Here is a 24,355-nt window from a genome sequence, read left to right on the forward strand (position 1 = left end):
TTTTCAGATTGACTCAATTGATCATTCGCATCAATCTCTTTATCTTTAGTAGCTTTAGCTTGATCAATCGCATTTTTAGCGTTTTCTTTACCTACTGGAGTCACTGCTTTAATAGCGTTTGTGCCTGCTGTTTCTTTCTCAGTCACTCCAGCTTGGTCAGTTGCTGCCTCAATAGCTACTTTCGCTGCATCTGCTGCCGCCTTAGTTGCTTCTTTAGCCTTCGCTTTTTCAGATTGACTCAATTGATCATTCGCATCAATCTCTTTATCTTTAGTAGCTTTAGCTTGATCAATCGCATTTTTAGCGTTTTCTTTACCTACTGGAGTCACTGCTTTAATAGCGTTTGTGCCTGCTGTTTCTTTCTCAGTCACTCCAGCTTGGTCAGTTGCTGCCTCAATAGCCGCCTTAGCCAAATCTGCTGCCGCCTTAGTTGCTTCTTTAGCCTTCGCTTTTTCAGATTGACTCAATTGATCATTCGCATCAATCTCTTTATCTTTAGTAGCTTTAGCTTGATCAATCGCATCTGAAGCCTTAGATTTAATAGGTTTTTCTTGGTCAGAATTAGCTAATTCCTGTCTTTTTACCAATAAAGTTTGTAAAATAGTTTGATATTCAGTGGTACTCTTTGTATCTTGTTGTAATAGTTGATCTACTGTCGCTAACGCTTCTTCATATTGTCTTTGTGATTCTGGGGTTTTAAAATTCTTATCTTTTTCCTCACTTTCTTTCAACTTCGTATATATTTTTTGTAAAAGGCTCTTTGCAACTCCTCCAGTATCTTGTGTTACATGGAAATCAAGACCAGAAATAGGAAGAGCAAAGTGACGATATATAGATTGATATCCCATACCTAAATGCTGATTATCAGCAGAACTTATCCTAACAGTATACTCTGTCACACCTGCTGGTATATCAATCTCTTTACTAGTAAACTTACCCGGTCTCCCATTTGGTCTAAATTGTGTCTGAGACATTTTTTCCTCAAGTTTTTCCTTGGTAAATTCATCACCTTTAGTCGTTATCCTCTCCGCTACAACACTGCTACCATCTGAAGCTCCTTGCACTGTCATATTTGGATCATTTGTGACATCTTTTTGCGGATCAAATGTAACATCATAAATAGGAGTATCTGATTGAGAAGTAAAAACTTGTACATGATATTTTGCTTTTGTTCCATTAATATCACCAGAATAACCTGTAATAAATGATATTTGAACCTTGGAACCACTAGTTGGTGAATAAGCTTTAAAGGTTTTTTCAATCCCATTGTAGCCTTTAATACCAGGAGCATCTGTTCTACCTAAACCAGAACGTTGATAATTTTTACCGTCAAAAGTAGGTTCATCTTTACTTGCTTGCGTTCTAACTTCCGACAAATACAACATATAATTAGAAGTTCTATCTAGGGCCTGTTCTCTTAGATAGGTAAAATATGTACCACTATTTATATCTACAACAGTATTGATGGTTTCTAATGGGAAGATCCCTTTTTCTGTTTTTCTAGCAACAGCAAACTTCCCATTACTTTCTGTATCTTTCACAGCTTTCCAACCACCGAAGTTATCGATATTCTTTACTTCCCCTTTTCCAACACCTGTAGCTTCTCCAAGACTCTCCATTTGTTTTGAAATTTTATCATTATTTTCAATACTTGTAGTTAGAGATTTAAGTTTGTTGGAAAGATCCTCTACAGTTTCATCATCACTTCCATCCAATCCTGTATACACTTGATTCGCATCTGGATCAGTATCCGTTGTTGTCCCATCTGTTCGGAATGGATTGTTTCTATCTAGGGCTTGTCCATTACGTGGATCATGTTTTCCTGAGTTTGCGATAGAGTTGGTTCCTGTAGCTTTCTCAGTATTGCTGGCTTTCTTACCAACAGTCGCTTTTCCTTCTGTGGTATCTAGTTTAGGATTTTCTACTTGCGCTTTAGGCTTACTACGTAAACCGCTGTTCACTGTCATAAAGAGTCTTCTATAAGCTTTTGTTAACTCGTCTTGACTTTTGGCTGTTGTTAGGGCAAGTTTTGCTAATCCTAGATGTTCTTTAAGTGTTGCTACACTTTCATCTGTCTTAGTAGCATAGCTATCTGAGGCTAATTTAGCATCAATTTCTGCTACGTAATCTTCCAGCTGTTTTTTATCCAAGGCAGGTGTAGCCTTTTCTGATGTTTCTTCTGTTGTTGAAGTAGTAGATGATACTACTGGCGCTGGAGTAGCATCAGCAGGTTTTGAAGTAGTTGTGTCTGCTTGAGCTTTCGAAACAGTAGCTGACTCCACTGATGTTGAGCTTGCATCAGCAGGTGTTGGAGTAGTTGTATCTGCTTGAGCTTTCGGAGCAGTAGCTTCACTGCTACCAGAATTTTCATCCAACTGATTATTTGCTGGAGTAGCTGCTAGGGCAGAATCTGTTGCTGTTACGTTTGGTTCTGCTGCATACACTGCACCATTTCCCAAAAACATAAAAAATGCTGCAACCGCTACACTGGCCGCACCAAAACTTACTTTTCTGACAGAGTAACGAGTTACCTTCTCACGACGTGAGCGTTCTACTCGACTCATAGAATGATTATTTTCCATCTATAAAGACTCCTTTATAATTTATTAAACTAGTGAAGACGGTAATGCCAGTTAATATATATATATATATATATATTAACCGAAAGAATCACATATACACTATTTTAATTATAATTTTATCATTGTTATGATAATAAATCAAGTATTTTGATTTATTAGACAGAAAAATAAAAATACACTTAGATTTTATTTCATGCCGAAGTTGAAACAGCACATTGAAACTTCTAAAACATTGCTATAAACTTGTTTGAATTCCCCAATAGATTTGTTCGCAGTTTATTTCAATCTACTGTAGTCTTAAACAGTTATAAAAGCGAAATCAAGAAAGTATATAAGAACAGCTTCATTCACACTAACAAGACCTAAGATTTAAAAACAAAAAACGAACAAAATAGAATTCTAACCGTCTAGAAAACTAGTTTTATTCGTTTTTTATGTTTAAGTCTAAACTTTCATTTCAAACTCTAATAACTTAACGCACTTCTGCATTGACTTTTTCTTCAAGCGATGCTTGGATTTTTTCCATGTAGCGTGCTACTTCTTCATCCGTCAAGCTATCTTCTGGATTTTGGAAGGTCAAGCTATAAGCCATCGACTTCATACCAAGTCCCAATTTTTCGCCTGAGAAGACGTCAAAGAGTTTGATATCTGTCAAACGTTTCACGCCGGCAGCTTGAATAGCATCTACAACTTCTTGATGAGTCACTTCTGCCTTGAGGAGAAGGGCAACGTCACGGCTGACTGCTGGGAATTTCGTGATTTCCACAAATGGAACAGCAGGTTGAAGCGCAGCTTCGATGGCTGAAAGGTTGAGCTCAGCCACATAAGTTTCTGGAATATCGTAGGCCTTAGCAGTTACTGGATGCACTTGACCGAGGAAACCAAGAACTTGGTCACCGAGTGAAATGACTGCTGTACGACCTGGATGAAGGCTAGCGATTTCAGATGTTGCTATATAAGTTACTTGGAGTCCCAAACGAGCGAAGAGGGCTTCTAGGATTCCTTTAGCATAGAAGAAATCAACTGGAACTGCTGCTGTTTGGAAATCTTTTTCTGCAACCAAGCCTGTCAAGGCAAAGGCAAAACTGTTGATTTCATTTGGAAGTTCTTCTTTTGGATTACCTGTTTGTTCAAAGACTTTTCCAATCTCGTAAAGGGCCAAGTTTTTATTCTTACGAGCCACGTTGTAGGCAACGGTATCAAGGATACCTGAGATCATATTTTGACGGAGGACAGAACGATCCACAGTCATTGGCCACATGAGTTCAGTAAGGTTACTTGGTTGAGCCGTAAACTCAACTGCTTTTTCAGGAGTTGTTAGAGCATAGGTGATGATTTCTGTCAAACCTGCTCCTTCAGCAATAGTACGAACCTGACGGCGGAGTTTTTGTGTCGCAGTCAATTCACCAGCTGTCCCATCGTCTTTTGGAAGGCTGGTTGGCAAGCGGTCATAACCATAGATACGAGCGATTTCTTCAAAGAGGTCTGCCTCGATTGTGATATCCCAACGACGACGTGGTACGCTGACTGTAAAACTGTCTGCATTTCCAGAAAGGCCAAAGCCAAGACGACGGAAGACATCTTCGACATCAGCATAAGAAAGATCAGTTCCGAGGACACGGTTAACATCAGCAAGAGTTGAAGAAACTTCCACATCAGAGGTATCAAGCTCACCCGCTGAAACGATACCTTTACGCACCGTCGCACCTGCAAGTTCTGCAATCATGCTAGCCGCAGCATCAAGGGCTTCGTTAACAGTTGCCACATTGATGCCTTTTTCAAAGCGAGAAGATGACTCAGAACGAAGGTTGAGACGTCCGCTAGTCTTGCGGATTGATTTTCCGTTGAAGACTGCAGCTTCAAGGACGACACGACTAGATTTCTCAGAGATTTCTGTTGCTTGACCGCCCATGACACCTGCAAGGGCTACTGGCTTGTCTGCGACAGTGATAACTAAGTCATTCATGTCCAAGTCACGTTCTTCACCATCTAAAGTCACCAATTTTTCACCAGCACGCGCTTCACGCACACGGATGTCAGTCCCTTCAAAGGTATCCAAGTCAAAAGCATGCATTGGTTGACCAAAGTAGAGCAGGATGTAGTTTGTCACGTCCACTACGTTGTTGATTGGACGGATTCCTTCGTTCATGAGAAGGTTTTGCAACCATTGTGGACTTGGTGCGATAGTCACATTGTCCAAGATACGAGCGGCATAGTAAGGCGCCTTGTCTGTCTCAATGCCCACAGAAAGAGCATCTGCTGCAGCTTGGTCAGTTTCTGAAAGAGTAAATTCTTTAAAGTTGACTGCCTTATCGTAGATAGCTGCTACTTCGTGAGCTACCCCACGCATAGAAAGGGCATCTGCACGGTTGGGTGTGATAGAAAGTTCGATGATTTCATCATCCAAGTCTAGGTATGAGAAGACATCCTCACCTGGAACGGCATTTTCTGGCAAGATTTGGATGCCATCTGCGAATTCCTTAGGTACAACTGAGTCAGAAATTCCCAATTCACCAAGTGAACAGATCATCCCAAGTGACTCAAGACCGCGGATTTTCCCTTTTTTGATCTTGTAATTGTCAGCGATGCGAGCTCCTGGAAGAGCCACCATAACCTTGATACCAGCACGCACATTCGGTGCACCACAGACGATTTGACGGGCTTCTTCTTCGCCAACGTTAACCTGACAAACATGGAGGTGAGTTTCTGGCACATCTTCGCAAGACAAGACCTCACCGACGACAATTTTTGAGAGACCAGCAGCAGGTGATGCCACACCTTCTACCTCGATCCCTGTAGTTGACATTTTTTCAGCCAACTCTTGTGATGGCACATCAATGTCCACCAATTCTTTTAACCATTTATAAGATACAAGCATAATTTAGTTCTCCAGAATGACAGTTGCCACTCTGGTTCTTTTCCTTTCCTATCATTTCAATAGAAGAATCATCTTCTTACCTTAATTTCTTTCTCAGTAACCAATCCGTATCTACTTTTTGACCAACCATAAAATGATGTTGGCTAAATTTTTCAAAACCATATCGATTATAAAACGCTTGAGCTTTTGTATTATGCTCCCAAACACCTAGCCAAGCCCAGGAAAAATTATTTTTGGTAGCAAGTTCAAGAGCAAATTCAAACAGTTGCTTACCGAATCCAAATCCTTGGAATTTTTGTAGCACATAGAGACGTTGAATTTCAAAAGCACCCTCTAATTCTCTCTCAGTCTGAGCACTTCCCCAGTTGACTTTGAGAAAACCAGCTATCTCCTCTTCATGCATAATGAAATAGGTTTCGGATTCTGGATTTTCCAACTCAGTTGACAAAACTCTCAGACTATAAGCCTCTTCAAAGTATTCCTGTAACTGCTCTTCCGTATTATCATGAGCAAATGTTTCACGAAAGGTTTGTTTAGCAATTTTGGACAACACCCCAACATCTGCCATTTCTACTTTTCTAATCATTATTTAAACTGTTCTGAGAAGCGGACATCTCCTTGGTAGAAACCACGGATATCGTTGATTCCGTAACGGAGCATAGCTACGCGCTCTTGACCAAGACCAAAGGCAAATCCAGAGTAAACAGTCGCATCGATACCACTCATTTCAAGAACACGTGGGTGAACCATACCGGCACCCATGATTTCGATCCAACCTGTTTTCTTACATACGTTACAGCCTTCTCCACCACACTTGAAGCAAGAAACATCCACCTCAACAGATGGCTCTGTGAATGGGAAGTAAGAGGGACGCAAACGGATCTGACGCTCTTCACCGAACATTTTTTGCACAATCAACTGAAGGGTTCCTTGAAGGTCAGCCATAGAGATATTTTTCCCAACAACCAATCCTTCGATTTGGTGGAACTGGTGACTGTGGGTTGCATCGTCCGTATCACGACGGAACACACGCCCTGGTGAGATCATTTTCAAAGGCCCTTTAGAGAAATCATGGGCATCCATGGCACGCGCCTGCACAGGAGATGTATGAGTACGGAGTAAGATCTCTTCTGTGATATAGAAAGTATCCTGCATATCACGGGCTGGGTGGTCTTTAGGAAGGTTCATACGCTCAAAGTTATAGTAGTCTTGCTCCACTTCAAAACCATCCACGACTTGGTAACCCATCCCAATGAAAATATCTTCGATTTCTTCACTGGTTTGTGTCAAAACGTGACGGTGACCAGTCGCAACTGGGCGGCCTGGAAGCGTCACATCTATACTCTCGCTAGTTAATTGTGCAGCAACTTTCTTTTCTTCCAAGAGCTTAGCTGTTTCTTCAAAAGCAGCTGTCAAGACATCACGAGCTTCATTGACGTGTTTCCCGATGATTGGACGCATCTCAGCAGAAACATCTTTCATCCCTTTGAGGATTTCAGTGAGCGAACCCTTTTTACCAAGGACAGAGACACGCAAATCTTGCATCTCTTTTTCATTTTCAGCAGTAATCTGCTTCAAGCTAGCCAGCGTTTCTTCGCGAAGCGCTTTTAATTGTTCTTCAATAGTTGACATAATTCCTCCATCAGTCTCTCGTAGATAAAAAGAAAACCACATGCCAAAAACTCCACTCGGAGCGTTGACACGCGGTACCATCCGTTTTTATCTGACAAGTCAGACCTTCATTTCTAAATCCATGCGCAAGTGAATTCACCCAGCTTTCATATAGAGAGCTTGCAGTCACGGCTCTCCTCCCTAATATACTTCCCTTGGGCTACTAGTCTTGCAGATTTCTATTCAATTACTACTTAGTTTATCAGATTTTTAGTTAAAAAACAAGTTAGATTAGACTAATTTCAATACAAAACTCGTCCCTTTTTCTGTTGCCCCATTTTCCACAAATCCAAGCGACTCGAAACATCGCCTAGACGCATGATTGTAAGTGTAGATTTCCTTAACTCTCAATTCTTTCCATCCTTTTACTCGAGCCAATTCAATCAAAGCACTTAGAATCTTTTTCCCAAGTCCTCGATGTTGGTAAGCAGGATTTCCAATCACAATGGGAAGATTATCCTGAGATAGTGTAACATCCCCAATTGGAAACCATTCTCCCTTCTCCTTGACTTCAATCCAAAAAAGCTCACCGTGCTGATCCAAATAGGAATACATGGCTTCCAAAGTTTCTTGACTGTAAGGAAGCTTTACCCCATCTACGAGGTAAACCAAGTTCACATCCTGATACCAAGCAAAAGCTTCCTCACAATGATTGACCTTACAATAAGGAACGAGACGTAGTGCATTATCTATTTGTAAAATCTGTTTCATCAGCTTTCCTTTTCAATAAGAGAGTTGTTGCTTGATTAAAACCCTCACACCAGTTATACCATTTTGCTTCATACTCATCTTGAGGTAAGATATGATTTTTTAAATCCAGAACAGAGTAAATTTTTCTTTCTTCACAGGCTTGCGCATAAAGATGATATAGTTCATCACCGCCGTCTCTATCAAACTCAGCAGAAATCGTATCCCGACCTGCCAATAAAGCCTGATAAGTCCTGTGATGCCCATCTGTAATCAACAAGCAATTTCCAAAGGCAAGAATACTGATTGGATCAACATTGTTTAGTTCTACAGACTGATAAAGCATCTGAATATCTTGCAACTTCTTTTCTGATAAGTATAGTTGAGTCGGATGAAGATCTGCTATATTGACTTTCATTTCTTTCTCCTCAAAGGAATTCGATACTCATACTCAATGAAAATCAAAGAGCAAACTAGGAAACTAGCCGCAGGCTGTACTTGAGTACGGCAAGGCGACGTTGACGTGGTTTGAAGAGATTTTCGAAGAGTATCACTTCTGCTTACCTTTGAATCGCCATTGGAAGCGGAGTTTGTCATAGAAGGGAAACTCGATAAACAGGACTCCCAAGCCCACACAAAGACTGGCAAGAACGTCTGATGGGTAATGAACTCCCAGATAGACCCTTGATACCAGCACACTGACTAGGTAGAGGCCTAGCACGATTTGTACGATTTTTCTCCAGACTGGATTTTTAATCCGTTGACTGAGAATGACAATCAGAGAACCGACCATCAAGGTTACAGCCAGAGAATGGCCGCTTGGAAAGGAAAATCCCTTCTCCTCAACCAAGTGTAAAATAGCTGGTCGTGGGCGCTGGTAGATATTTTTAAAGATCACGATTAAAAGACCTGCCAAAGCCAGATTTCCTAGCATGAAGAAACTTTCTATCTTCCACCGCTTACGATAAAAGACAAAAGCTGTAATGACAACCCAAGTGATAATCACTGGAATATCAATCAAGCGTGTGAGGGATCGGAAAAGAATAGTCAAATAATCTGGCAAGTCTCCTCGAACGGCAGTCTGTATCGGTTGGTCAAAACCGACCAGCGTTTCAGGGTAAAATTTGACCATATAGCCAAGAATAACGAAAAGTAAAAGGGCAAAACTGCCCTTCATTAAAAATGTTTGTTTATCTCTCATAATGTTTTAAGGTTGGTTTCAAGAGAACATACAACAACCAGAATGAAACGGAAAAGATTACACCCTCAATCAAGTTAAAAGGTAATACCATAGTCATTAGGTAGTTGGAAAGTCCCAAAATTTTTCCAATATCAAAGTTAGCAAACTTAGCGTACAAAGGAACAGCATAAACATAGTTGAGAACCAACATAGCCACGGTTAAACCAATAGTCCCAGCTAGAGAGCCTAGTAGGAAACGAAGGGTTGTCCGTTCCTTTTTCCAAATCAAAGCAAATACGATGACAAAAACTCCCAAAGCTACGATATTCATTGGCAAACCAATGTAAGTGTTCACTCCCTGGCTATTAAGAAGCAGTTTCAAGAGTGAGCGAAGCAAGAGAACTCCTAGAGCAGCAGGCAAATCCATGACCACCAGACCCACAAGGACTGGCAAGATACTAAATTCAATCTTGAGGAAGGACGCCGCTGGTAAAAGCGGAAAGTCAAAGTACATCAGCACAAATGAAATGGCTGATAAAATCGCAATGGTCGAAAGTCGACGTGTGTTTGTCATAACAGGTTCCTCCAATTTTCTATAAAATCAGAAGAAGTTAGAAAGGATTCCTCTATCTATTCTCACTTTTTATATCCCAAAAGTTCCCTCTCACTCTATTAAGGAAATTCAAGCAAGCGGTTACAATCTAGCTATAAATCTATCAGAACAGACAAAGCTATTCTTTCGTCTTCTCCCATCCAGACTATACTGTCGGTTGTGGAATCTCACCACATCAGCTTGCGCTCGCGGACTTATTTGGCTAAGATATTTTAGATTTATCTAGACGTCGCAGTCGAAGATAATACTTAAAGTATATCAAGACAAGACAACGACGAGAAAGCTAAAATAGCTAGTCAAATTTACCGCCGGTCGGGAATCACACCCTGCCCTGAAGACTCTTTTATCATAACAAAAAACGCTTGCAAGCGCAAGCATTTTGTTCACTTTCATTTTCATTTTTTATTTCAATTTATCCACTTCATAGGTATGAACGAGTTCAAGACCTGCAAAGTTCTGCTGGCGGAGAGCCTCATAGACAATCATGCAGACGGTATTAGACACATTGAGACTGCGGACATGTTCATCATTCATAGGAATACGGAGAGCTTTCTCAGGATGTTCTCGCATAAAGTCCTCCGGCAATCCCTTGTCTTCACGTCCAAAAAGAAAATAATGGTCTTCGTCAATCGATAAATCCACCTCAGAATAGACTTTTTCCGCGAATTTCGAAATTAGATAGAGTTTTCCCTTCATCTGAGACAGGAAATCCTCTAAACTCTCGTAAAAATAAATCTCTAGCTTATCCCAATAATCCAATCCAGCTCTCTTCATCTTGCGGTCATCGATAGGAAAGCCCATTGGCTTGATGATATGGAGGGGAGAATTGGTCGCAGCGCAAGTACGCGCGATATTGCCAGTATTTTGTGGAATTTGTGGCTCAAATAATACAATGTGATTTGTCATGACTTGCTTCCTTTTACCATTGCAAAAAAATAGCCACACTGCCCGGAGTCAAGCTCAGCAAACAGCGTGGTTAAGGCATCGTTAACTTACCTCACAACAGGTTTGAAGTAAATCAGCGAAACTACTTTCTTAGTATAACACTTTCAGAATCATTGTCAATAGAAACGACTTGATTTTTTCAATTTTTTCAAGCTATTTCCAAGGGTTGTAAAATCGTCCCTGATTCTGCAAGATAAGTAGTAAACTAGCTACTAAAAACAAGGCTGCCAAGAGCAAGGTAAGATAGTCTCCTTTTTTCAAGGCCTGATAACTATACCAAGTGCGTTTTTTTCTTTCCCAAAGCGGCGAAGTTCCATGGCGGTCGCGATGGTATCAATGCGTTCTAGCGAGCTAAAAATCAAGGGAGTAATAATGCGCAGATTGCCTTTGATTCGTTGCATAAGAGAAGCTTTCTTGGATAATTCCATCCCACGCGCTTCCTGAGACATCTTGATAGTAAAGAATTCTTCCTGCAAATCTGGAATATAGCGCAAGGTCAGGCTGACTGAATAGGCAATCTTATAAGGCACACCAATTTGATTTAAACTGGATGCAAACTGACTAGGATGAGTTGTCATCAAAAAGATAATAGCCAGAGGAATGGTGCAAAGGTACTTAATGGCCAGATTTAACAGATAAAAGAGCTCTTGACTGGTCAGAGTGTAGGCACCGATTCCCTGCCAAATCACACTTCTCTCTCCGTAAAGTCCAACCCCATACTCAGGAGAAAAGAGATAGACCATCAAGACATTCAAAATGGCAAATACCATCGCAAAAACTGCCACAAAAGAAACATCTTTAAAGCGGATTTCTGACAAATAGAGGAGAAAGACCGAAAAGATGGCAATCAGAACAAGCAGTCTGGTATCATAGCTAATCATGGCCGCCAATGACACGAGGATGAAAAAGAGGAGTTTAGCAGCTCCTGACAAGCGATGAATCACAGTATCTCTATGCTGGTAACCAATTAATTTAGCTTGCATCCTTCTCTCCTTTCTTTGTAAAATGCCGTTAAAGCAAGTGGATCCACGTCTAGTTTCTTGGCCAAGTTAAAGATAGAGGTTTCTTTTAGATTGGCTTTTACTAACAGCTCAGGATTGCTCAACAGACTAGCTGGATCAGTATCAGCAATCAATTCCCCATCCACCATGACAAGGGCCCGATCTGAATAATCCAGCATCAATTGCATATCATGGGTAATCATGACAATGGTATGACCTTTTTGATGCAGTTTTTCAAGAAATTCCATAATCTCAGTATAGTTCTTCTGGTCTTGACCTGCAGTCGGTTCATCTAAGAGGATAATTTCAGCCCCTAAGACCAAAATCGATGCAATAGTCACACGTTTTTTCTGACCAAATGACAGGGCAGAAATAGGCCAATTACGGAATTCATAGAGACCACAGATTTTCAAAGTTTCATAGACTCTCGTTTCAATTTCCTGCTCGTCCACACCTCGCAAACGAAGTCCCAGAGCCACCTCATCAAAAATCATATTGGTTGAAATCATTTGATTAGGATTTTGCAGCACATAGCCTACTCGTTCCGCCCGCTCTGCAACAGAATCTCCTTTGATATCCTGTTCTTCCCAAAGATAGCGCCCCTCCGTCTGAATAAAGCTACTTAAGGCCTTGGCTAGGGTTGACTTCCCTGCTCCATTTTTTCCGACAATAGCAATCTTTTCACCTTTTTTAATATCCAGATGAATGGATTTCAAAATCGGTCTATCATCATAAGAAAAAGATACATCCTCTAATTTAAAGAGTGACTGCAATTCTGGGGGTTCTTTTGCCAGTTCATTCTGCAACTGAACCTGACCTTTTGAGATGGACAAGTTGTCCAAATTTGCTAATTGTTCTTCCTTAGCTAAATCCACACCTAATTGACGTAAAGTAGTTAGATAAAGGGGTTCGCGAATCCCATTTTGGGTCAACAAATCAGTCGCCAATAACTGATCAGGACTCCCATTAAAGAGGATACGGCCATCGTTTATCAAGACAATCCGATCCACAGGACGATGCAGAACGTCCTCCAAACGGTGTTCAATAATAAGGGTCGTCGTCCCCTCCTCCTTATGAATCTGATCAATCAATTCGATAATATCCTGACCTGACTTGGGATCCAGATTGGCGAGTGGCTCATCAAACAAGAGAATCGGACTTTCATCAATCAAGACACCAGCCAGACTGACCCGCTGCTTTTGTCCACCTGACAAATCCTGGGGACGCTGAGCTAGTAAAGAGATAAGGTCCAGCTTTTCAGCCCATTTATGAACACGACTTTTCATGTCATCTAGAACTGTCACATCATTTTCCAGAGCAAAAGCCAAATCCTCTGCCACGGATAAACCGATAAACTGCCCATCTGTATCCTGCAAAACTGTACTGACCAGATGAGATTTATCGTAGATGCTCATATCAAAGGCTGCTTGCCCCTTGATCAAAAATTCTCCAGACATCTGACCCTTGTAAATATTGGGAATAATCCCATTCAAACACTGACCCAAGGTAGACTTACCTGACCCAGATGGCCCAACAATTAAGACTTTCTCTCCCTTGTAAATGGTCAAGTCCACCCCTTGCAAGGTCGGTTCTTGTTGTGTTTCATACCGGAAAGAGAAATCCTTCCACTCAATTATAGCTTCTTTCATCTTACTCTCTTCATTCGCTTCTTAGACTTCTATTTTATCATAAATCTACCCCTTCTTGCAGTCTCTTCTCTTAAAATCTTAGCGCCAAAAAATTCCTATCCTAAATTGCTTACCCGACTAGCCTATAAACAGCAAAAAGACTGGTTGCCCAGCCTTCCCCATCATTTTATACTCAATGAAAATCAAAGAGCAAACCAGGAAGCTAGCCACAAGTTGCTCAAAACACTGTTTTGAGGTTGCAGATAGAGCTGACGTGGTTTGAAGAGATTTTCGAAGAGTATTAGTCCTTTTTCAAACTTCCTGCACGAGTTTGAGTTCCTGCATAGGCAAGCAAGAGAAGAGTTCCTGCAATAGCTACAGATACACCATTAGCAATTCCCGCAACAATCCCTTGGGCAAATACTTTTTCTGCAGCTTCTTGATAAATCACAACATCTCCAAGTGGTGCCAAGACACCCCAAACAAGAGCATTTGCAAGTAGTTGAATGAGGTTAAAAATAAGAATATCTTTCCAGTCAAAGACACCATTGATCACGCGAACGTACTTTCTAAATAGCCCCACAGCTAGACCAAAGAGCCCACTAGCGATAATCCAAGTCCACCACAGACCGTAACCAGCAAGAGAGTCCTTGATTGCATGACCAATCAACCCGACAAGCAAACCGATAATCGGTCCAAAAATAATAGAAAGTAGCGCTTGTACCGCATACTGAAGCTGGATGCTTGTATTTGGAACAGGGGTCGGAATGTTGATCATCCCGATGACGACAAAGAGGGCCGCGCCAATTCCGACAGCAACAACTTGTTTAATTGTAAATTTGATTTCCATACTATTTATTCTCCTATTTTATCCTTCTATTTTCTTTATTTCAATGGTCCAAGATGAACCGACACCCACATTGTAAGCTTTGGCAAAGGAACCTTGGTTAATTGCTAGACCTAAACGATAGAGAGAGTTGATGTAAAGGATGGGTTGCCCAATTCTCACATCCGCAAATGATTTGCCATAGACAACCTGATTTTGATAGACCAGCATATCTGCATGATAGATAGTCACTTCAAAACGGTCACCGAATGCTGGTTCCAGCTTGTAAAACTCTTCTCGCGTGATAGAGGTCCAAAGCGAACCAAAACGCACATCCAGAATATCAATAGCTCCCTTCACCAGATGATCTTCAATGATGGTCTCTACGACTGGAAGCTCCACAATCTGATCCACACTGAGCTCTGGCCCCACTTCCTCAAAACTAATGTGACCACTAGCCAGTTTAGCACCAGTATAGGCATAGACATCACGACCGTGGAAGGTATAAGAATGCTCTGTGTTTTGACGCCTATTAGCTACCTCAGAAATTTCACGAATAGCTACAATGCCAACGTGTTTCTTGATAAAAGAAAGCGTCCCATTATCTGGCGTGACAATGTATTGATTTTTTGCAGTCTTGGCAACCACACTCTTACGTTTCGAGCCGACACCTGGATCGACAACCGATACAAATGTCGTTCCCTCAGGCCAGTAATCCACCGTCTGAAAGAGACGGTAACTCCCCTCAAAAATATTATAAGGCGTGATATCGTGCGTCAAATGATGAATTTTTAAGGTTGGAGATTCTTCTAAAGCCACTCCAATCATAGCCGATACCGCACCATCAACCAGACCAAAGTCTGATTGTAATACCAGTAAATTATTATTCATTTTATCTCCTTGTATATCCTTTATCATACCATATTTCAGAGAAAGGTGCTAATAGCTATTTCAATTGATTAGGGTATAGTTTTACCTTATAGCAAATTTCCTACTAAAAACTCTGGTGATTAGCTATTAGGTGCATTTTTTCTTGAAAAAAGGTATGATAGTTACATAATGAAGAAGTAGGTTTTATTATGAAAATTATCCTTGTCGGAGGGGGAAAAGTTGGTTCTGCCCTCTGTCGCTCCTTGGTTGCAGAAAAGCATGATGTTTTGCTGATTGAGCAAGACGAAGCTGTTCTCAATCATATTGTTAATCGCTTTGATATCATGGGTATCCTTGGTAACGGGGCCGATTTTACCATCCTTGAGCAAGCCAATGTCCAGGATTGTGATATCTTTATCGCCCTGACTGAATACGATGAAGTGAACATGATTGCAGCCGTTCTAGCCAAAAAAATGGGAGCTAAAGAGACCATCGTTCGGGTGCGGAACCCTGAATATTCTAACTCTTATTTCAAGGAAAAGAATATTCTCGGTTTTTCTCTTATCGTTAATCCTGAGCTCTTGGCTGCCCGCGCTATCGCGAATATCATTGACTTCCCCAACGCCCTCTCTGTCGAACGTTTCTTTGGTGGACGCGTTAGCCTCATGGAATTCACTGTTAAATCCTCCAGTGGTCTTTGCCAAATGCCCATCTCTGATTTTCGGAAAAAATTCGGCAATGTCATTGTCTGTGCGATAGAAAGAGATCATCAAATTATCATCCCAAGTGGTGACATGACCATACAGGATAAAGATAGAATCTTTGTCACTGGTAACCGTGTTGACATGATGCTCTTCCATAATTATTTCAAGTCTCGTGCCGTGAAGAGTCTTCTTATTGTTGGAGCTGGTAGAATTGCCTATTATCTACTAGGTATCCTCAAAGACAGTCGTATCGATACCAAGGTTATTGAAATCAATCCTGAAATCGCTAGCTTCTTTAGCGAGAAATTCCCAAACCTCTACATCGTTCAAGGAGATGGTACCGCAAAAGATACCCTGCTGGAAGAAAGTGCTCAAAACTATGATGCCGTTGCGACTCTAACAGGAGTCGATGAGGAAAATCTGATAACCTCTATGTTCCTTGACAGGGTAGGTGTACAAAAAAATATCACCAAGGTCAATCGTACCAGTCTCCTCGAGATTATCAATGCGCCTGATTTTTCAAGTATCATCACACCTAAAAGCATCGCTGTAGATACAATCATGCACTTTATTCGTGGTCGGGTTAATGCCCAGTATTCAGACCTTCAAGCCATGCACCATCTAGCCAATGGGCAAATCGAAACTCTGCAATTCCATATCAAGGAAGCCAATAAAATGACTGCCAAACCTCTTTCTCAACTAAAACTGAAAAAAGGGGTTCTCATAGCAGCCATCATTCGAAAAGGCAAGACTATTTTCCCTACCGGGGAGGATATGTTGGAAGTTGGAGACAAGCTCCTAGTAACAACTTTGTTGCCAAACATCACCAAGATTTATGACTTGATCGCGAGGTAAGAAATGAATAAAAGTATGATTCGTTACCTCCTTTCAAAGTTACTTTTGATTGAAGCTGTTCTTCTTTTGGTTCCTGTGTCTGTCGCTCTCTATTACCGTGAATCGAGCCAAGTCTTTACGGCCCTCTTTTCAACAATAGGGATTCTCGTATTACTAGGCGGTTCAGGAATTTTACAAAAGCCAAAAAATCAACGGATTTATGCCAAGGAGGGAGTCTTGATTGTTGCCCTCTGTTGGATCCTTTGGTCTTTCTTTGGCGGTCTCCCCTTTGTCTTTGCTAGACAAATTCCCAGCGTTATCGATGCCTTTTTTGAAATCAGTTCTGGCTTTACAACTACTGGAGCAACTATTCTGAATGACGTTTCGGTTCTCAGTCGTTCCCTCCTCTTCTGGCGAAGCTTTACCCACTTGATTGGAGGGATGGGAGTTCTTGTTTTTGCACTTGCTATTATGGATAATGCCAAGAATAGCCACCTAGAGGTAATGAAGGCTGAGGTTCCTGGTCCTGTCTTTGGTAAGGTTGTATCCAAACTCAAAAACACTGCCCAGATTCTCTATCTCCTTTACCTAGCTCTCTTTTCCCTCTTTGTCATCATCTATTACCTAGCCGGTATGCCCCTATTTGATAGTTTTGTCATTGCTATGGGAACAGCAGGTACAGGAGGCTTTACCGTCTATAACGACGGGATTGCCCACTATGGCAGCTCACTAATTACCTATCTGGTTAGTATCGGAGTTCTGGTTTTTGGGGTAAATTTCAACCTCTACTACTACCTCATGCTCCGTCGCGTCAAGGCCTTCTTTGGAGATGAAGAACTTCGGGCTTACTTATTCATCGTAATGATTTCTACAGGCTTGATCAGCCTTAATACCCTCTATCTCTACCCGGGATTTTCAAAGAGTTTTGAAATGGCCTTCTTCCAGGTTTCCAATATCATTACAACAACTGGTTTTGGTTACGGGGATATTACCAACTGGCCCCTCTTCTCCCAGTTTATCCTTCTCTTCCTCATGGGAATCGGTGGTTCTGCTGGTTCAACCGCAGGTGGACTCAAGGTTATTCGAGGCCTTATCCTTTCAAAAATTGCTAAAAATCAGATTTTGTCAATCCTATCGCCCCACCGTGTTTTGACTCTCCATGTTAATAAAACGGTGATTGACAAAGATACCCAGCATAAGATTCTCAAGTACTTTGTCATCTATTCTATGATTTTGCTAGCGCTTATCTTTATTGTCAGCCTAGATAGCAATGATTTTCTGGTTGTAACCAGTGCTGTCTTTAGCTGTTTCAATAATATAGGACCTATTCTAGGAACCACTTCTAGTTTCTCAATCTTTAGTCCTATCTCAAAAATTCTCCTCTCCTTTGCAATGATTGCAGGTCGCTTGGAGATTTATCCAATCCTACTTCTCTTTATGAAGAGAACTTGGTCTAAGAGATAAAATACAACCACACCTTGTTCCTTACAAAGTGTGGTGTTTTTATTTCAGACTGCCTCCTCAACCCAACCAACTCCTTTTAAACAAAGTGCGACACTTCATAGAATGACTTAAAATATTTAATACTCAATGAAAATCAAAGAGCAAACTAGGAAGCTAGCTGTAGGTTGCTCAAAGCACCGCTTTGAGGTTGCAGATAAAGCTGACGTGGTTTGAAGAGATTTTCGAAGAGTATAAGAGCCAAAAACCCTCAGTCGATTTGACCGAGGGTTCCTTATTTCATTATTCAAGAACTTGATTAGCTCAATGCATCCAAGGCATCATCCATTGAAAGAACTTCGTGGAAGACACGTTGTGTCAATTCAGTTTTTTGTTCTGGAGTGAGGTATTTAGTGTTTACACAGTATCCAGAGATACGTACGATAACGTCTTCACCAGACATAATCTTTTCGTAAACATCGTTCAAGTCCATAACGTTCAAGTTAACGTGTTGTCCACCGTTTTCGAAGTAACCATCAAGGATTGTTACCAAGTTATCAACTTGTTCGTCACGAGTCTTACCAAGAGCGCGAGGTGATACTTGTGTAGTCAATGAGATACCATCAGCTGCATAACTAAAGTCAAGGCTAGAAAGTGAGTTCAAGTTTTGCAACCATCCACCTTTAGCTTTATTAGATGGGTTAGCACCTGGTGAGAAGAATTCAAGTTTAGACAAGTTCACAGAACCATCTTCGTTGAGGTATACACCTTTGTGGACTGGTGAGTTACCAGTTTGTTTAGAGTAAGCAACGTTAGATGTGATAGTCAAAAGTGAAACTGTAGCTTCTGCGTCTTTGTAAAGTTTGTGGCTACGTAGACGAGTTGTGTAAGCTTCGATTAACCATTCTGCCAATTCGTTTGAACGTGGGTCATCTTCACCCCAACGTGGGTATTCACCGATTGTTTCGTAATCGTAGATGTAGCCATTTTCGTCACGGATTGGTTTAACTGTAGCGTATTTGATAGCTGACAATGTATCAACAGTGTTGGCAAATCCACAGATACCGAATCCCATGTTGGCACGTTGTTTAGTTGGCAAGAAGGCCATTTGAACAGCTTCGTAGTTGTACTTATCAGTCATGTAGTGGATGATGTTCAAAGCATCTACGTAAGTGTCAGTCAACCAGTCAAGAGATTTTTCAAAGTTAGCTTTAACTGATTCAAATTCAAGAACTTCGTCACGGATTGGTTCGATGTCAAATACTTTGTAGTCTTTGTGAACATCGTCGTAACCACCGTTCAAACCAGTAAGAAGGGCTTTCAATACGTTTACACGCGCACCGAAGTACTGGATGTTGTGGCGTTGTTCTTCATTTTCTGGGTCAAGTGGAGACACACAGCATGAGATACAGCTCATTTCACCATATCCGTCTTTAGCCATTGTTGTTACACCTTCGTATTGGATAGAAGAGTGTTTGTGGCTCATGTGCATACAGTAGCGACGGAAGTTGTATGGCAATTTGTCAGTCCAAAGAACTGTCAAGTTTGGTTCTGGTGAGTTACCGATGTTGTCAAGAGTGTTCAAGAAACGGTAGTCCATCTTAGTAACACGGTGACGACCGTCGTTACCCATACCAGCCATAGAAGTTGTGATGAAAGTTGGGTCACCTGAGTACAATTGGTCGTAAGCTTTTGTACGAGCAAATTTAACTGTACGAAGTTTCATAACGAAATCATCAACGAATTCTTGGATTTCTGATTCAGTAAATGTACCACGAGCAAGGTCACGTTCTGCAAAGATGTCCAATACGATTGGCACACGACCTAGAGATGTAGCAGCACCGTTGATAACACGGCAGACAGACATGAAGGCGATGTTAACCCATTGGATAGCTTCTTTAACGTTCATCGCTGGTTTGCGAACGTCAACTCCGTAAAGGTCACCCAAGCGAACAACTTGTTGCAATGCTTGGTATTGAAGGTTGATTTCTTCACGAAGACGGATTGTTTCTTCATCGATTTCTTCGATTGCATTCCAATCGTTTACTTTTTCTTGCATCAAGTAGTCTGCACCGTAAAGAGCAAGACGTGCGTAAACACCAATGATACGTCCGCGTGAGTATGCATCTGGAAGACCCGTTACAGTGTGAGCGTGACGAGCGCGACGAATGTTTGAAGTGTAGGCACGGAAGATACCGTCGTTAACTGTTGTTACGTATTTAGTAAAGATTTCGTGAACAGCTGGATCTGGTTCGTATCCATTTTCTTTCAAAGTAGTTTCAGCCATACGGATACCACCTTTTGGCATGAAGTTCAATTTGAAGAGTTCATCGTTTTGGATACCGAAGATAACTTCATTTTCTTTATCGATAAATCCTGCTGGAATGTCAGCAATAGATGTTGGACGAGTGTCCATTGGGAAACGAGTTTCTTCGTAGTGTGCTTTAGTTTCTTCTACAATTTTTTTGATGTGAAGTGAACGTTCTGTTGGTCCTGCAAGGAAGCTTTCGTCTCCATCGTAAGGTGTGTAGTTAGCTTGTACGAAGCGTGATACACTTGCTTTTTCTTTCCAATCTACGCCTTTGAAGCCTTCCCAAGCTTTATCAAAAATATCTTGTGCTTCAACAACTGTCTTAACAACCATGTTAATGTCCTCTTTTTTCTTTCTAGTAACAACCATCTGTTACATTCATGAGACAAGTATACCATACAGTAATCGTTTTCAACAAGTAATAAATCCCTATTTTTACACTTTCTTTTCTAAAACAGTCTGCGTTTTATCCCAAACTGTAGTATATTTTTGAAAAAATAAAGTCCTTTTTCTTTTTTTCAGAAAAAAGGGTATAATAAAAGAAAATAAGCGGTAAAAAGGGGGCTAGGCATGTTGATTTTTCCTTTGTTAAATGATTTGTCAAGAAAAATCATCCATATTGACATGGATGCCTTTTTTGCTGCGGTGGAAATCAGAGATAATCCTAAACTCAGAGGAAAACCTGTCATTATCGGAAGCGATCCTCGGCAAACAGGTGGGCGGGGAGTCGTTTCTACCTGTAGCTATGAGGCACGAGCTTTTGGTGTCCATTCTGCCATGAGTTCCAAGGAAGCTTATGAACGATGTCCCCAGGCCGTCTTTATATCAGGAAATTATGAAAAATACAAAGCTGTGGGCCTCCAGATCCGAGCGATTTTTAAGCGCTATACAGATTTGATTGAACCCATGAGCATTGACGAAGCCTATTTGGATGTAACAGAAAATAAACTCGGTATCAGGTCAGCGGTTAAAATTGCTCGCCTCATTCAAGAGGATATCTGGAAAGAACTTCATCTAACTGCTTCTGCTGGCGTTTCTTACAACAAATTCTTAGCTAAAATGGCCAGTGATTATCAAAAGCCACATGGTCTGACAGTGATTCTACCTGACCAGGCTGAGGACTTTCTAAAACAAATGGATATTTCCAAGTTTCATGGAGTAGGAAAAAAGACAGTGGAAAGACTTCATCAAATGGGTGTTTTTACCGGCGCTGATTTGCTTGAAGTCCCTGAAGTAACCCTAATAGACCGCTTTGGCAGACTGGGCTATGACCTTTATCGAAAGGCTCGTGGTATTCACAATTCCCCCGTCAAATCCAATCGCATCCGTAAATCAATCGGCAAGGAGAAAACCTACGGGAAGATTCTCCGTGCCGAGGAAGATATCAAAAAAGAGCTGACTCTTCTATCAGAAAGAGTCGCTCTCAATCTACATCAGCAAGAAAAAGCTGGAAAAATTGTCATTTTGAAAATCCGCTACGAGGACTTTTCAACTCTCACTAAACGAAAAAGTCTAGCTCAAAAAACACAGGATGCTAGTCAGATAAGCCAAATAGCCCTACAACTCTATGAAGAGTTAAGCGAGAAAGAAAGAGGTGTCCGCCTGTTGGGGATTACCATGACTGGATTTTAAAACCTTGAAGAGCTGCCCCTTCAAGGTTTTTCTTATACAAATAAACGGACAAAACTGTAAAGTAGCAAAACACTACCAAGCACGATACGGTATTTACCGAAAAGGGTAAAGTCGTGTTTTTTCACATAACTTGTCAAGAAACGAATAGCCACCATACTAACTGCAAAAGCTACTCCCATCGCAACCAAGAGCAAGAATAATTGCCCAAAGCTCAAGAGCTGTCCTGCTTTTATAAATTTGAAAATCTTTAAGGCACTGGCTCCGAACATAACAGGAATTCCAAGATAGAAGGTAAATTCTGTCACAACAGAACGACTGGTTCCATTTAACAAACCACCGACAATCGTTGCACCAGAACGACTGGTCCCTGGTAAAAGGGCAAGAACTTGGAAGAGTCCGATATAGAAAGCTGTCGTATAAGGAAGCTTGTCCAACTCTGTTACACTTGGCTCGATAGCACGCGCTTTATTGCGCTTTTCCAAATAGATAAAGGCAATCCCATAGATAATCAACATGAGAGCAACAGAAACCATGTTATGGAAGTGGGTATCAAACCAATCATCAAATTTAAAGACGGCAAGCAAAGGTAAAGTGGCAACCAAGACCTTCAACCACAGTCTCCAAGTCTTACGAACTTCCTGCTTATCCTTAGTCGGTTTGAAAGGATTGAGCTTGTTAAAGTAAATGACCATAACCGCTAAAATCGCACCAAGCTGAATCACAACATTAAACATAGACATAAAGGCTTCATTCTGGTCTTTGTACTGAATAAATTCCTCTACTAAAATCAAGTGACCTGTACTGGAAATCGGCAACCATTCTGTAATTCCTTCAACAATACCGAAGAAGATAGATTTTAAAATTTCAATAAGATACATAGATTACTCCTTTTTTCTATCTTCCATTATAGCATACTTTTTCAGTCTATGGCAGTTCTCTTTAAAAGGCGCCGATACTGCCGCCACCTCCGCCTCCAGAGAAGCCACCACCAGAACTTCCACTTCCAGAAGATACAGAGTAGGTACTTGCTGTATTTGCGACACTGGCATAATGGCTCATTTGTGCTGTTGAATGATAAAACATACTATGCCAGCCATAAGCTACATAGAGATTGATATCTGGATTTTCTACTTGGATGTGATGAACCTTCATCAAATGGCTGACCTTGTCCGCATAGCCAAATAGGGTCGCATAAACCAAGAGGCGATTCCATACCACAATACTTTCCAGCTCAGCCTGATCCAATCGTGCAATCTCCCGCAACATATTTTCAAAACTGGTCCAGAGATAGTAGACTTCTGCCCCTGCATCATTTAGGACACCATCACGATTATCTAGTCGAAGCTTCCAATAATAGAAAACAGCCAAAACCAAACCTAGAAAACCAAGTATTGGCAAAGGGAGATAAAAATAAGCATGAACATCCAAACTGTACAAGAACAAACCAAATCCGATAAATAGGGGCAGGATAGTCAAGACCCCCATACCCACTTGCAAAGCCTTTTCCAAACCAGTTAAAGGACGATAGTAATCTGGGAGTCCCCAGAAGGAAACTCGATTTCTCACTCCTTCTTGCATCTGGTTCAATACTTCTTCAAAAGAAGATTTGAGTTGACGCCCCTTTGCTTGAATCCGTTTTTCATCAGAGACTTTTGCTCTACGATAAAGACTATCAGATACCTTGTAATTCGCAAACAAATTGGAAAGAGTTTCTTCTTTTTTGCCTGAAAAAGCCAGATTTAGACAGTCTTTCTCAAAGCTTGACAAACCATCTTCTTTTACTAGCCTCAAACCAACTGCATCTCCTTCTGAAATAATAGAAACATTCCCACGGTCTATCACATCTAGCAAGGTAGCTTGAATAAGTTGATCAAAGATGAATTTCCCAGCTCCTTTTGTTAGAGGACTCACTTCCTCCAAGGAGGTCGAATAAACTGCCTCTGATAAAACCATAGGCTCTAATTCCATTGGTGGTTCATAGAGACGATGATTTTTGGCATATTTGACTGAAGGAGTGGTCTTTCTTCTATAGATGAAATAGAAGCAGATGCTCAATAACAGAGAGATGGAAAGTATTGAAGGAAAGACCCAAGTAACAAGTTGTTTACTTTGCTCTTTTTCTTTAACAATCGAGTCTTCTATCTTATTAAACTCTTCTAAACGATTTCCTTTCAATCCCTGATCCGTAGCGCTAGCAAAATCAGTTCGAGGCCAGTAGGCATGCAATTCAACTCCACGCTTAGCCGGAAGATTGTCCAAACGGATAGTATAATCAAGGTTACTCTTTTCAACCGTTCCCTCTCTAAAGAGTTTCCCTGTATGGAAAAAGAGTTTTTCTGCCCCCATGTCTCCCCTTACATGAAATTCAAACTTTCCAATAGCCCCTGAACTATCTGTTAAAGGTTGCCAATTTAATTCAGCAATGTCATCATATAGAAAAAGCAAATTCTTTAAGTTCCAGACAAGGTCAACTTCAACTGTGTCGCCTTCTTGACCTGGATTATAAACTTTAACAGTATAACCATCTGCTCCTTCTATCACTTCGCTAGTAAC

Annotated in this window: 18 protein-coding genes, 1 pseudogene and 1 riboswitch; of the genes and pseudogenes, 3 read left to right on the top strand and 16 right to left on the bottom strand. The window is 41.0% G+C overall.

Features of this window, described 5'->3' with window-relative positions:
- From SK608_RS10390 to SK608_RS08820, 13 genes and pseudogenes are all read right to left on the bottom strand, one after another.
- Window positions 1-2,582: DUF1542 domain-containing protein (locus SK608_RS10390; RefSeq protein ID WP_152548859.1), on the bottom strand; the 2,582-nt coding region annotated here is incomplete at its 3' end.
- A 472-nt stretch (window positions 2,583-3,054) separates the two neighbouring features.
- A complete protein-coding gene (pheT, locus tag SK608_RS08765) occupies window positions 3,055-5,460 on the bottom strand; it encodes a phenylalanine--tRNA ligase subunit beta (RefSeq protein ID WP_033678325.1) in 2,406 nt (801 codons plus the stop codon).
- Between the two features lie 76 nt (window positions 5,461-5,536).
- Window positions 5,537-6,046, bottom strand: a complete 510-nt coding sequence (locus SK608_RS08770) for a GNAT family N-acetyltransferase (RefSeq protein WP_033678329.1) — start codon at window positions 6,044-6,046, stop codon at window positions 5,537-5,539.
- The gene (pheS, locus tag SK608_RS08775) at window positions 6,046-7,092 is read right to left on the bottom strand and encodes a phenylalanine--tRNA ligase subunit alpha (RefSeq protein ID WP_033678364.1); all 1,047 of its coding nucleotides are present in this window, start codon (window positions 7,090-7,092) and stop codon (window positions 6,046-6,048) included. Before pheS ends, SK608_RS08770 begins: the two co-directional genes overlap by 1 nt.
- A 270-nt stretch (window positions 7,093-7,362) precedes the next feature.
- On the bottom strand, window positions 7,363-7,842 hold the full coding sequence (locus SK608_RS08780) for a GNAT family N-acetyltransferase (protein WP_050489937.1): 480 nt from the start codon (window positions 7,840-7,842) through the stop codon (window positions 7,363-7,365).
- Complete coding sequence (locus SK608_RS08785; RefSeq protein ID WP_033678332.1) at window positions 7,817-8,236, bottom strand: chromosome partitioning protein ParB; 420 nt, start codon at window positions 8,234-8,236, stop codon at window positions 7,817-7,819. The genes SK608_RS08780 and SK608_RS08785 overlap by 26 nt, the downstream gene beginning before the upstream one ends.
- Window positions 8,237-8,368: 132 nt before the next feature.
- Window positions 8,369-9,019 carry a phosphatase PAP2 family protein gene (locus tag SK608_RS08790; RefSeq protein WP_033678335.1) on the bottom strand — a complete coding sequence of 217 codons (651 nt, stop codon included), beginning with the start codon at window positions 9,017-9,019 and terminating at the stop codon, window positions 8,369-8,371.
- On the bottom strand, window positions 9,009-9,572 hold the full coding sequence (locus tag SK608_RS08795; RefSeq protein ID WP_000185834.1) for an ECF transporter S component: 564 nt from the start codon (window positions 9,570-9,572) through the stop codon (window positions 9,009-9,011). The genes SK608_RS08790 and SK608_RS08795 overlap by 11 nt, the downstream gene beginning before the upstream one ends.
- 163 nt (window positions 9,573-9,735) lie before the next feature.
- Window positions 9,736-9,954, bottom strand: a riboswitch (FMN riboswitch).
- Window positions 9,955-10,013: 59 nt separating this feature from the next.
- Window positions 10,014-10,517 carry a tRNA (cytidine(34)-2'-O)-methyltransferase gene (locus tag SK608_RS08800; protein ID WP_033678338.1) on the bottom strand — a complete coding sequence of 168 codons (504 nt, stop codon included), beginning with the start codon at window positions 10,515-10,517 and terminating at the stop codon, window positions 10,014-10,016.
- A 192-nt stretch (window positions 10,518-10,709) separates the two neighbouring features.
- Window positions 10,710-11,539: pseudogene (locus SK608_RS08805) on the bottom strand (energy-coupling factor transporter transmembrane component T family protein).
- Window positions 11,524-13,206 (bottom strand): ABC transporter ATP-binding protein, encoded by a 1,683-nt coding sequence (locus SK608_RS08810; protein ID WP_033678344.1) that lies wholly within the window; start codon window positions 13,204-13,206, stop codon window positions 11,524-11,526. Before SK608_RS08810 ends, SK608_RS08805 begins: the two are co-directional and overlap by 16 nt.
- A 280-nt stretch (window positions 13,207-13,486) precedes the next feature.
- Window positions 13,487-14,035, bottom strand: a complete 549-nt coding sequence (locus SK608_RS08815) for an ECF-type riboflavin transporter substrate-binding protein (protein WP_000403160.1) — start codon at window positions 14,033-14,035, stop codon at window positions 13,487-13,489.
- An 18-nt stretch (window positions 14,036-14,053) separates the two neighbouring features.
- The gene (locus tag SK608_RS08820; protein ID WP_031227981.1) at window positions 14,054-14,902 is read right to left on the bottom strand and encodes an SAM hydrolase/SAM-dependent halogenase family protein; all 849 of its coding nucleotides are present in this window, start codon (window positions 14,900-14,902) and stop codon (window positions 14,054-14,056) included.
- 188 nt (window positions 14,903-15,090) lie between these two features.
- On the opposite strand from SK608_RS08820, the gene trkA reads away from it, so the two are divergent.
- Together trkA and SK608_RS08830 are read left to right on the top strand one after the other, a co-directional pair.
- Window positions 15,091-16,440: a Trk system potassium transporter TrkA gene (gene trkA / locus SK608_RS08825; RefSeq protein ID WP_033678350.1), complete on the top strand. Its 1,350-nt coding sequence runs from the start codon at window positions 15,091-15,093 to the stop codon at window positions 16,438-16,440.
- 3 nt (window positions 16,441-16,443) lie between these two features.
- Window positions 16,444-17,883 (top strand): TrkH family potassium uptake protein, encoded by a 1,440-nt coding sequence (locus tag SK608_RS08830; RefSeq protein ID WP_033678353.1) that lies wholly within the window; start codon window positions 16,444-16,446, stop codon window positions 17,881-17,883.
- 295 nt (window positions 17,884-18,178) lie between these two features.
- Here SK608_RS08830 and pflB read toward each other — a convergent pair whose 3' ends face one another.
- Window positions 18,179-20,503, bottom strand: a complete 2,325-nt coding sequence (pflB, locus tag SK608_RS08835; RefSeq protein WP_000260631.1) for a formate C-acetyltransferase — start codon at window positions 20,501-20,503, stop codon at window positions 18,179-18,181.
- 237 nt (window positions 20,504-20,740) lie between these two features.
- On the opposite strand from pflB, the gene dinB reads away from it, so the two are divergent.
- Complete coding sequence (dinB, locus tag SK608_RS08840) at window positions 20,741-21,802, top strand: DNA polymerase IV (RefSeq protein WP_033678356.1); 1,062 nt, start codon at window positions 20,741-20,743, stop codon at window positions 21,800-21,802.
- A gap of 32 nt (window positions 21,803-21,834) precedes the next feature.
- Here the strand turns inward: dinB and SK608_RS08845 are convergent, their stop codons facing one another.
- Together SK608_RS08845 and SK608_RS08850 are read right to left on the bottom strand one after the other, a co-directional pair.
- Window positions 21,835-22,680, bottom strand: coding sequence for an undecaprenyl-diphosphate phosphatase (locus tag SK608_RS08845; protein ID WP_033678359.1), 846 nt, complete (start codon window positions 22,678-22,680; stop codon window positions 21,835-21,837).
- A 61-nt stretch (window positions 22,681-22,741) separates the two neighbouring features.
- Window positions 22,742-24,355, bottom strand: a 1,614-nt coding sequence (locus SK608_RS08850; RefSeq protein ID WP_033678371.1) for a DUF2207 family protein, incomplete at its 5' end; no start/stop codon positions are given.

Origin of the sequence: Streptococcus mitis subsp. hohhotensis (assembly GCF_000722775.1) — a bacterium.
Lineage (GTDB): Bacteria > Bacillota > Bacilli > Lactobacillales > Streptococcaceae > Streptococcus > Streptococcus carlssonii.

Coding starts and splice junctions, on each gene's coding strand:
- pheT (WP_033678325.1), bottom strand. CDS start 5,460: ATGCTTGTATCTTATAAATGGTTAAAAGAATTGGTGGACATTGATGTG.
- SK608_RS08770 (WP_033678329.1), bottom strand. CDS start 6,046: ATGATTAGAAAAGTAGAAATGGCAGATGTTGGGGTGTTGTCCAAAATT.
- pheS (WP_033678364.1), bottom strand. CDS start 7,092: ATGTCAACTATTGAAGAACAATTAAAAGCGCTTCGCGAAGAAACGCTG.
- SK608_RS08780 (WP_050489937.1), bottom strand. CDS start 7,842: ATGAAACAGATTTTACAAATAGATAATGCACTACGTCTCGTTCCTTAT.
- SK608_RS08785 (WP_033678332.1), bottom strand. CDS start 8,236: ATGAAAGTCAATATAGCAGATCTTCATCCGACTCAACTATACTTATCA.
- SK608_RS08790 (WP_033678335.1), bottom strand. CDS start 9,019: ATGAGAGATAAACAAACATTTTTAATGAAGGGCAGTTTTGCCCTTTTA.
- SK608_RS08795 (WP_000185834.1), bottom strand. CDS start 9,572: ATGACAAACACACGTCGACTTTCGACCATTGCGATTTTATCAGCCATT.
- SK608_RS08800 (WP_033678338.1), bottom strand. CDS start 10,517: ATGACAAATCACATTGTATTATTTGAGCCACAAATTCCACAAAATACT.
- SK608_RS08810 (WP_033678344.1), bottom strand. CDS start 13,206: ATGAAAGAAGCTATAATTGAGTGGAAGGATTTCTCTTTCCGGTATGAA.
- SK608_RS08815 (WP_000403160.1), bottom strand. CDS start 14,035: ATGGAAATCAAATTTACAATTAAACAAGTTGTTGCTGTCGGAATTGGC.
- SK608_RS08820 (WP_031227981.1), bottom strand. CDS start 14,902: ATGAATAATAATTTACTGGTATTACAATCAGACTTTGGTCTGGTTGAT.
- trkA (WP_033678350.1), top strand. CDS start 15,091: ATGAAAATTATCCTTGTCGGAGGGGGAAAAGTTGGTTCTGCCCTCTGT.
- SK608_RS08830 (WP_033678353.1), top strand. CDS start 16,444: ATGAATAAAAGTATGATTCGTTACCTCCTTTCAAAGTTACTTTTGATT.
- pflB (WP_000260631.1), bottom strand. CDS start 20,503: ATGGTTGTTAAGACAGTTGTTGAAGCACAAGATATTTTTGATAAAGCT.
- dinB (WP_033678356.1), top strand. CDS start 20,741: ATGTTGATTTTTCCTTTGTTAAATGATTTGTCAAGAAAAATCATCCAT.
- SK608_RS08845 (WP_033678359.1), bottom strand. CDS start 22,680: ATGTATCTTATTGAAATTTTAAAATCTATCTTCTTCGGTATTGTTGAA.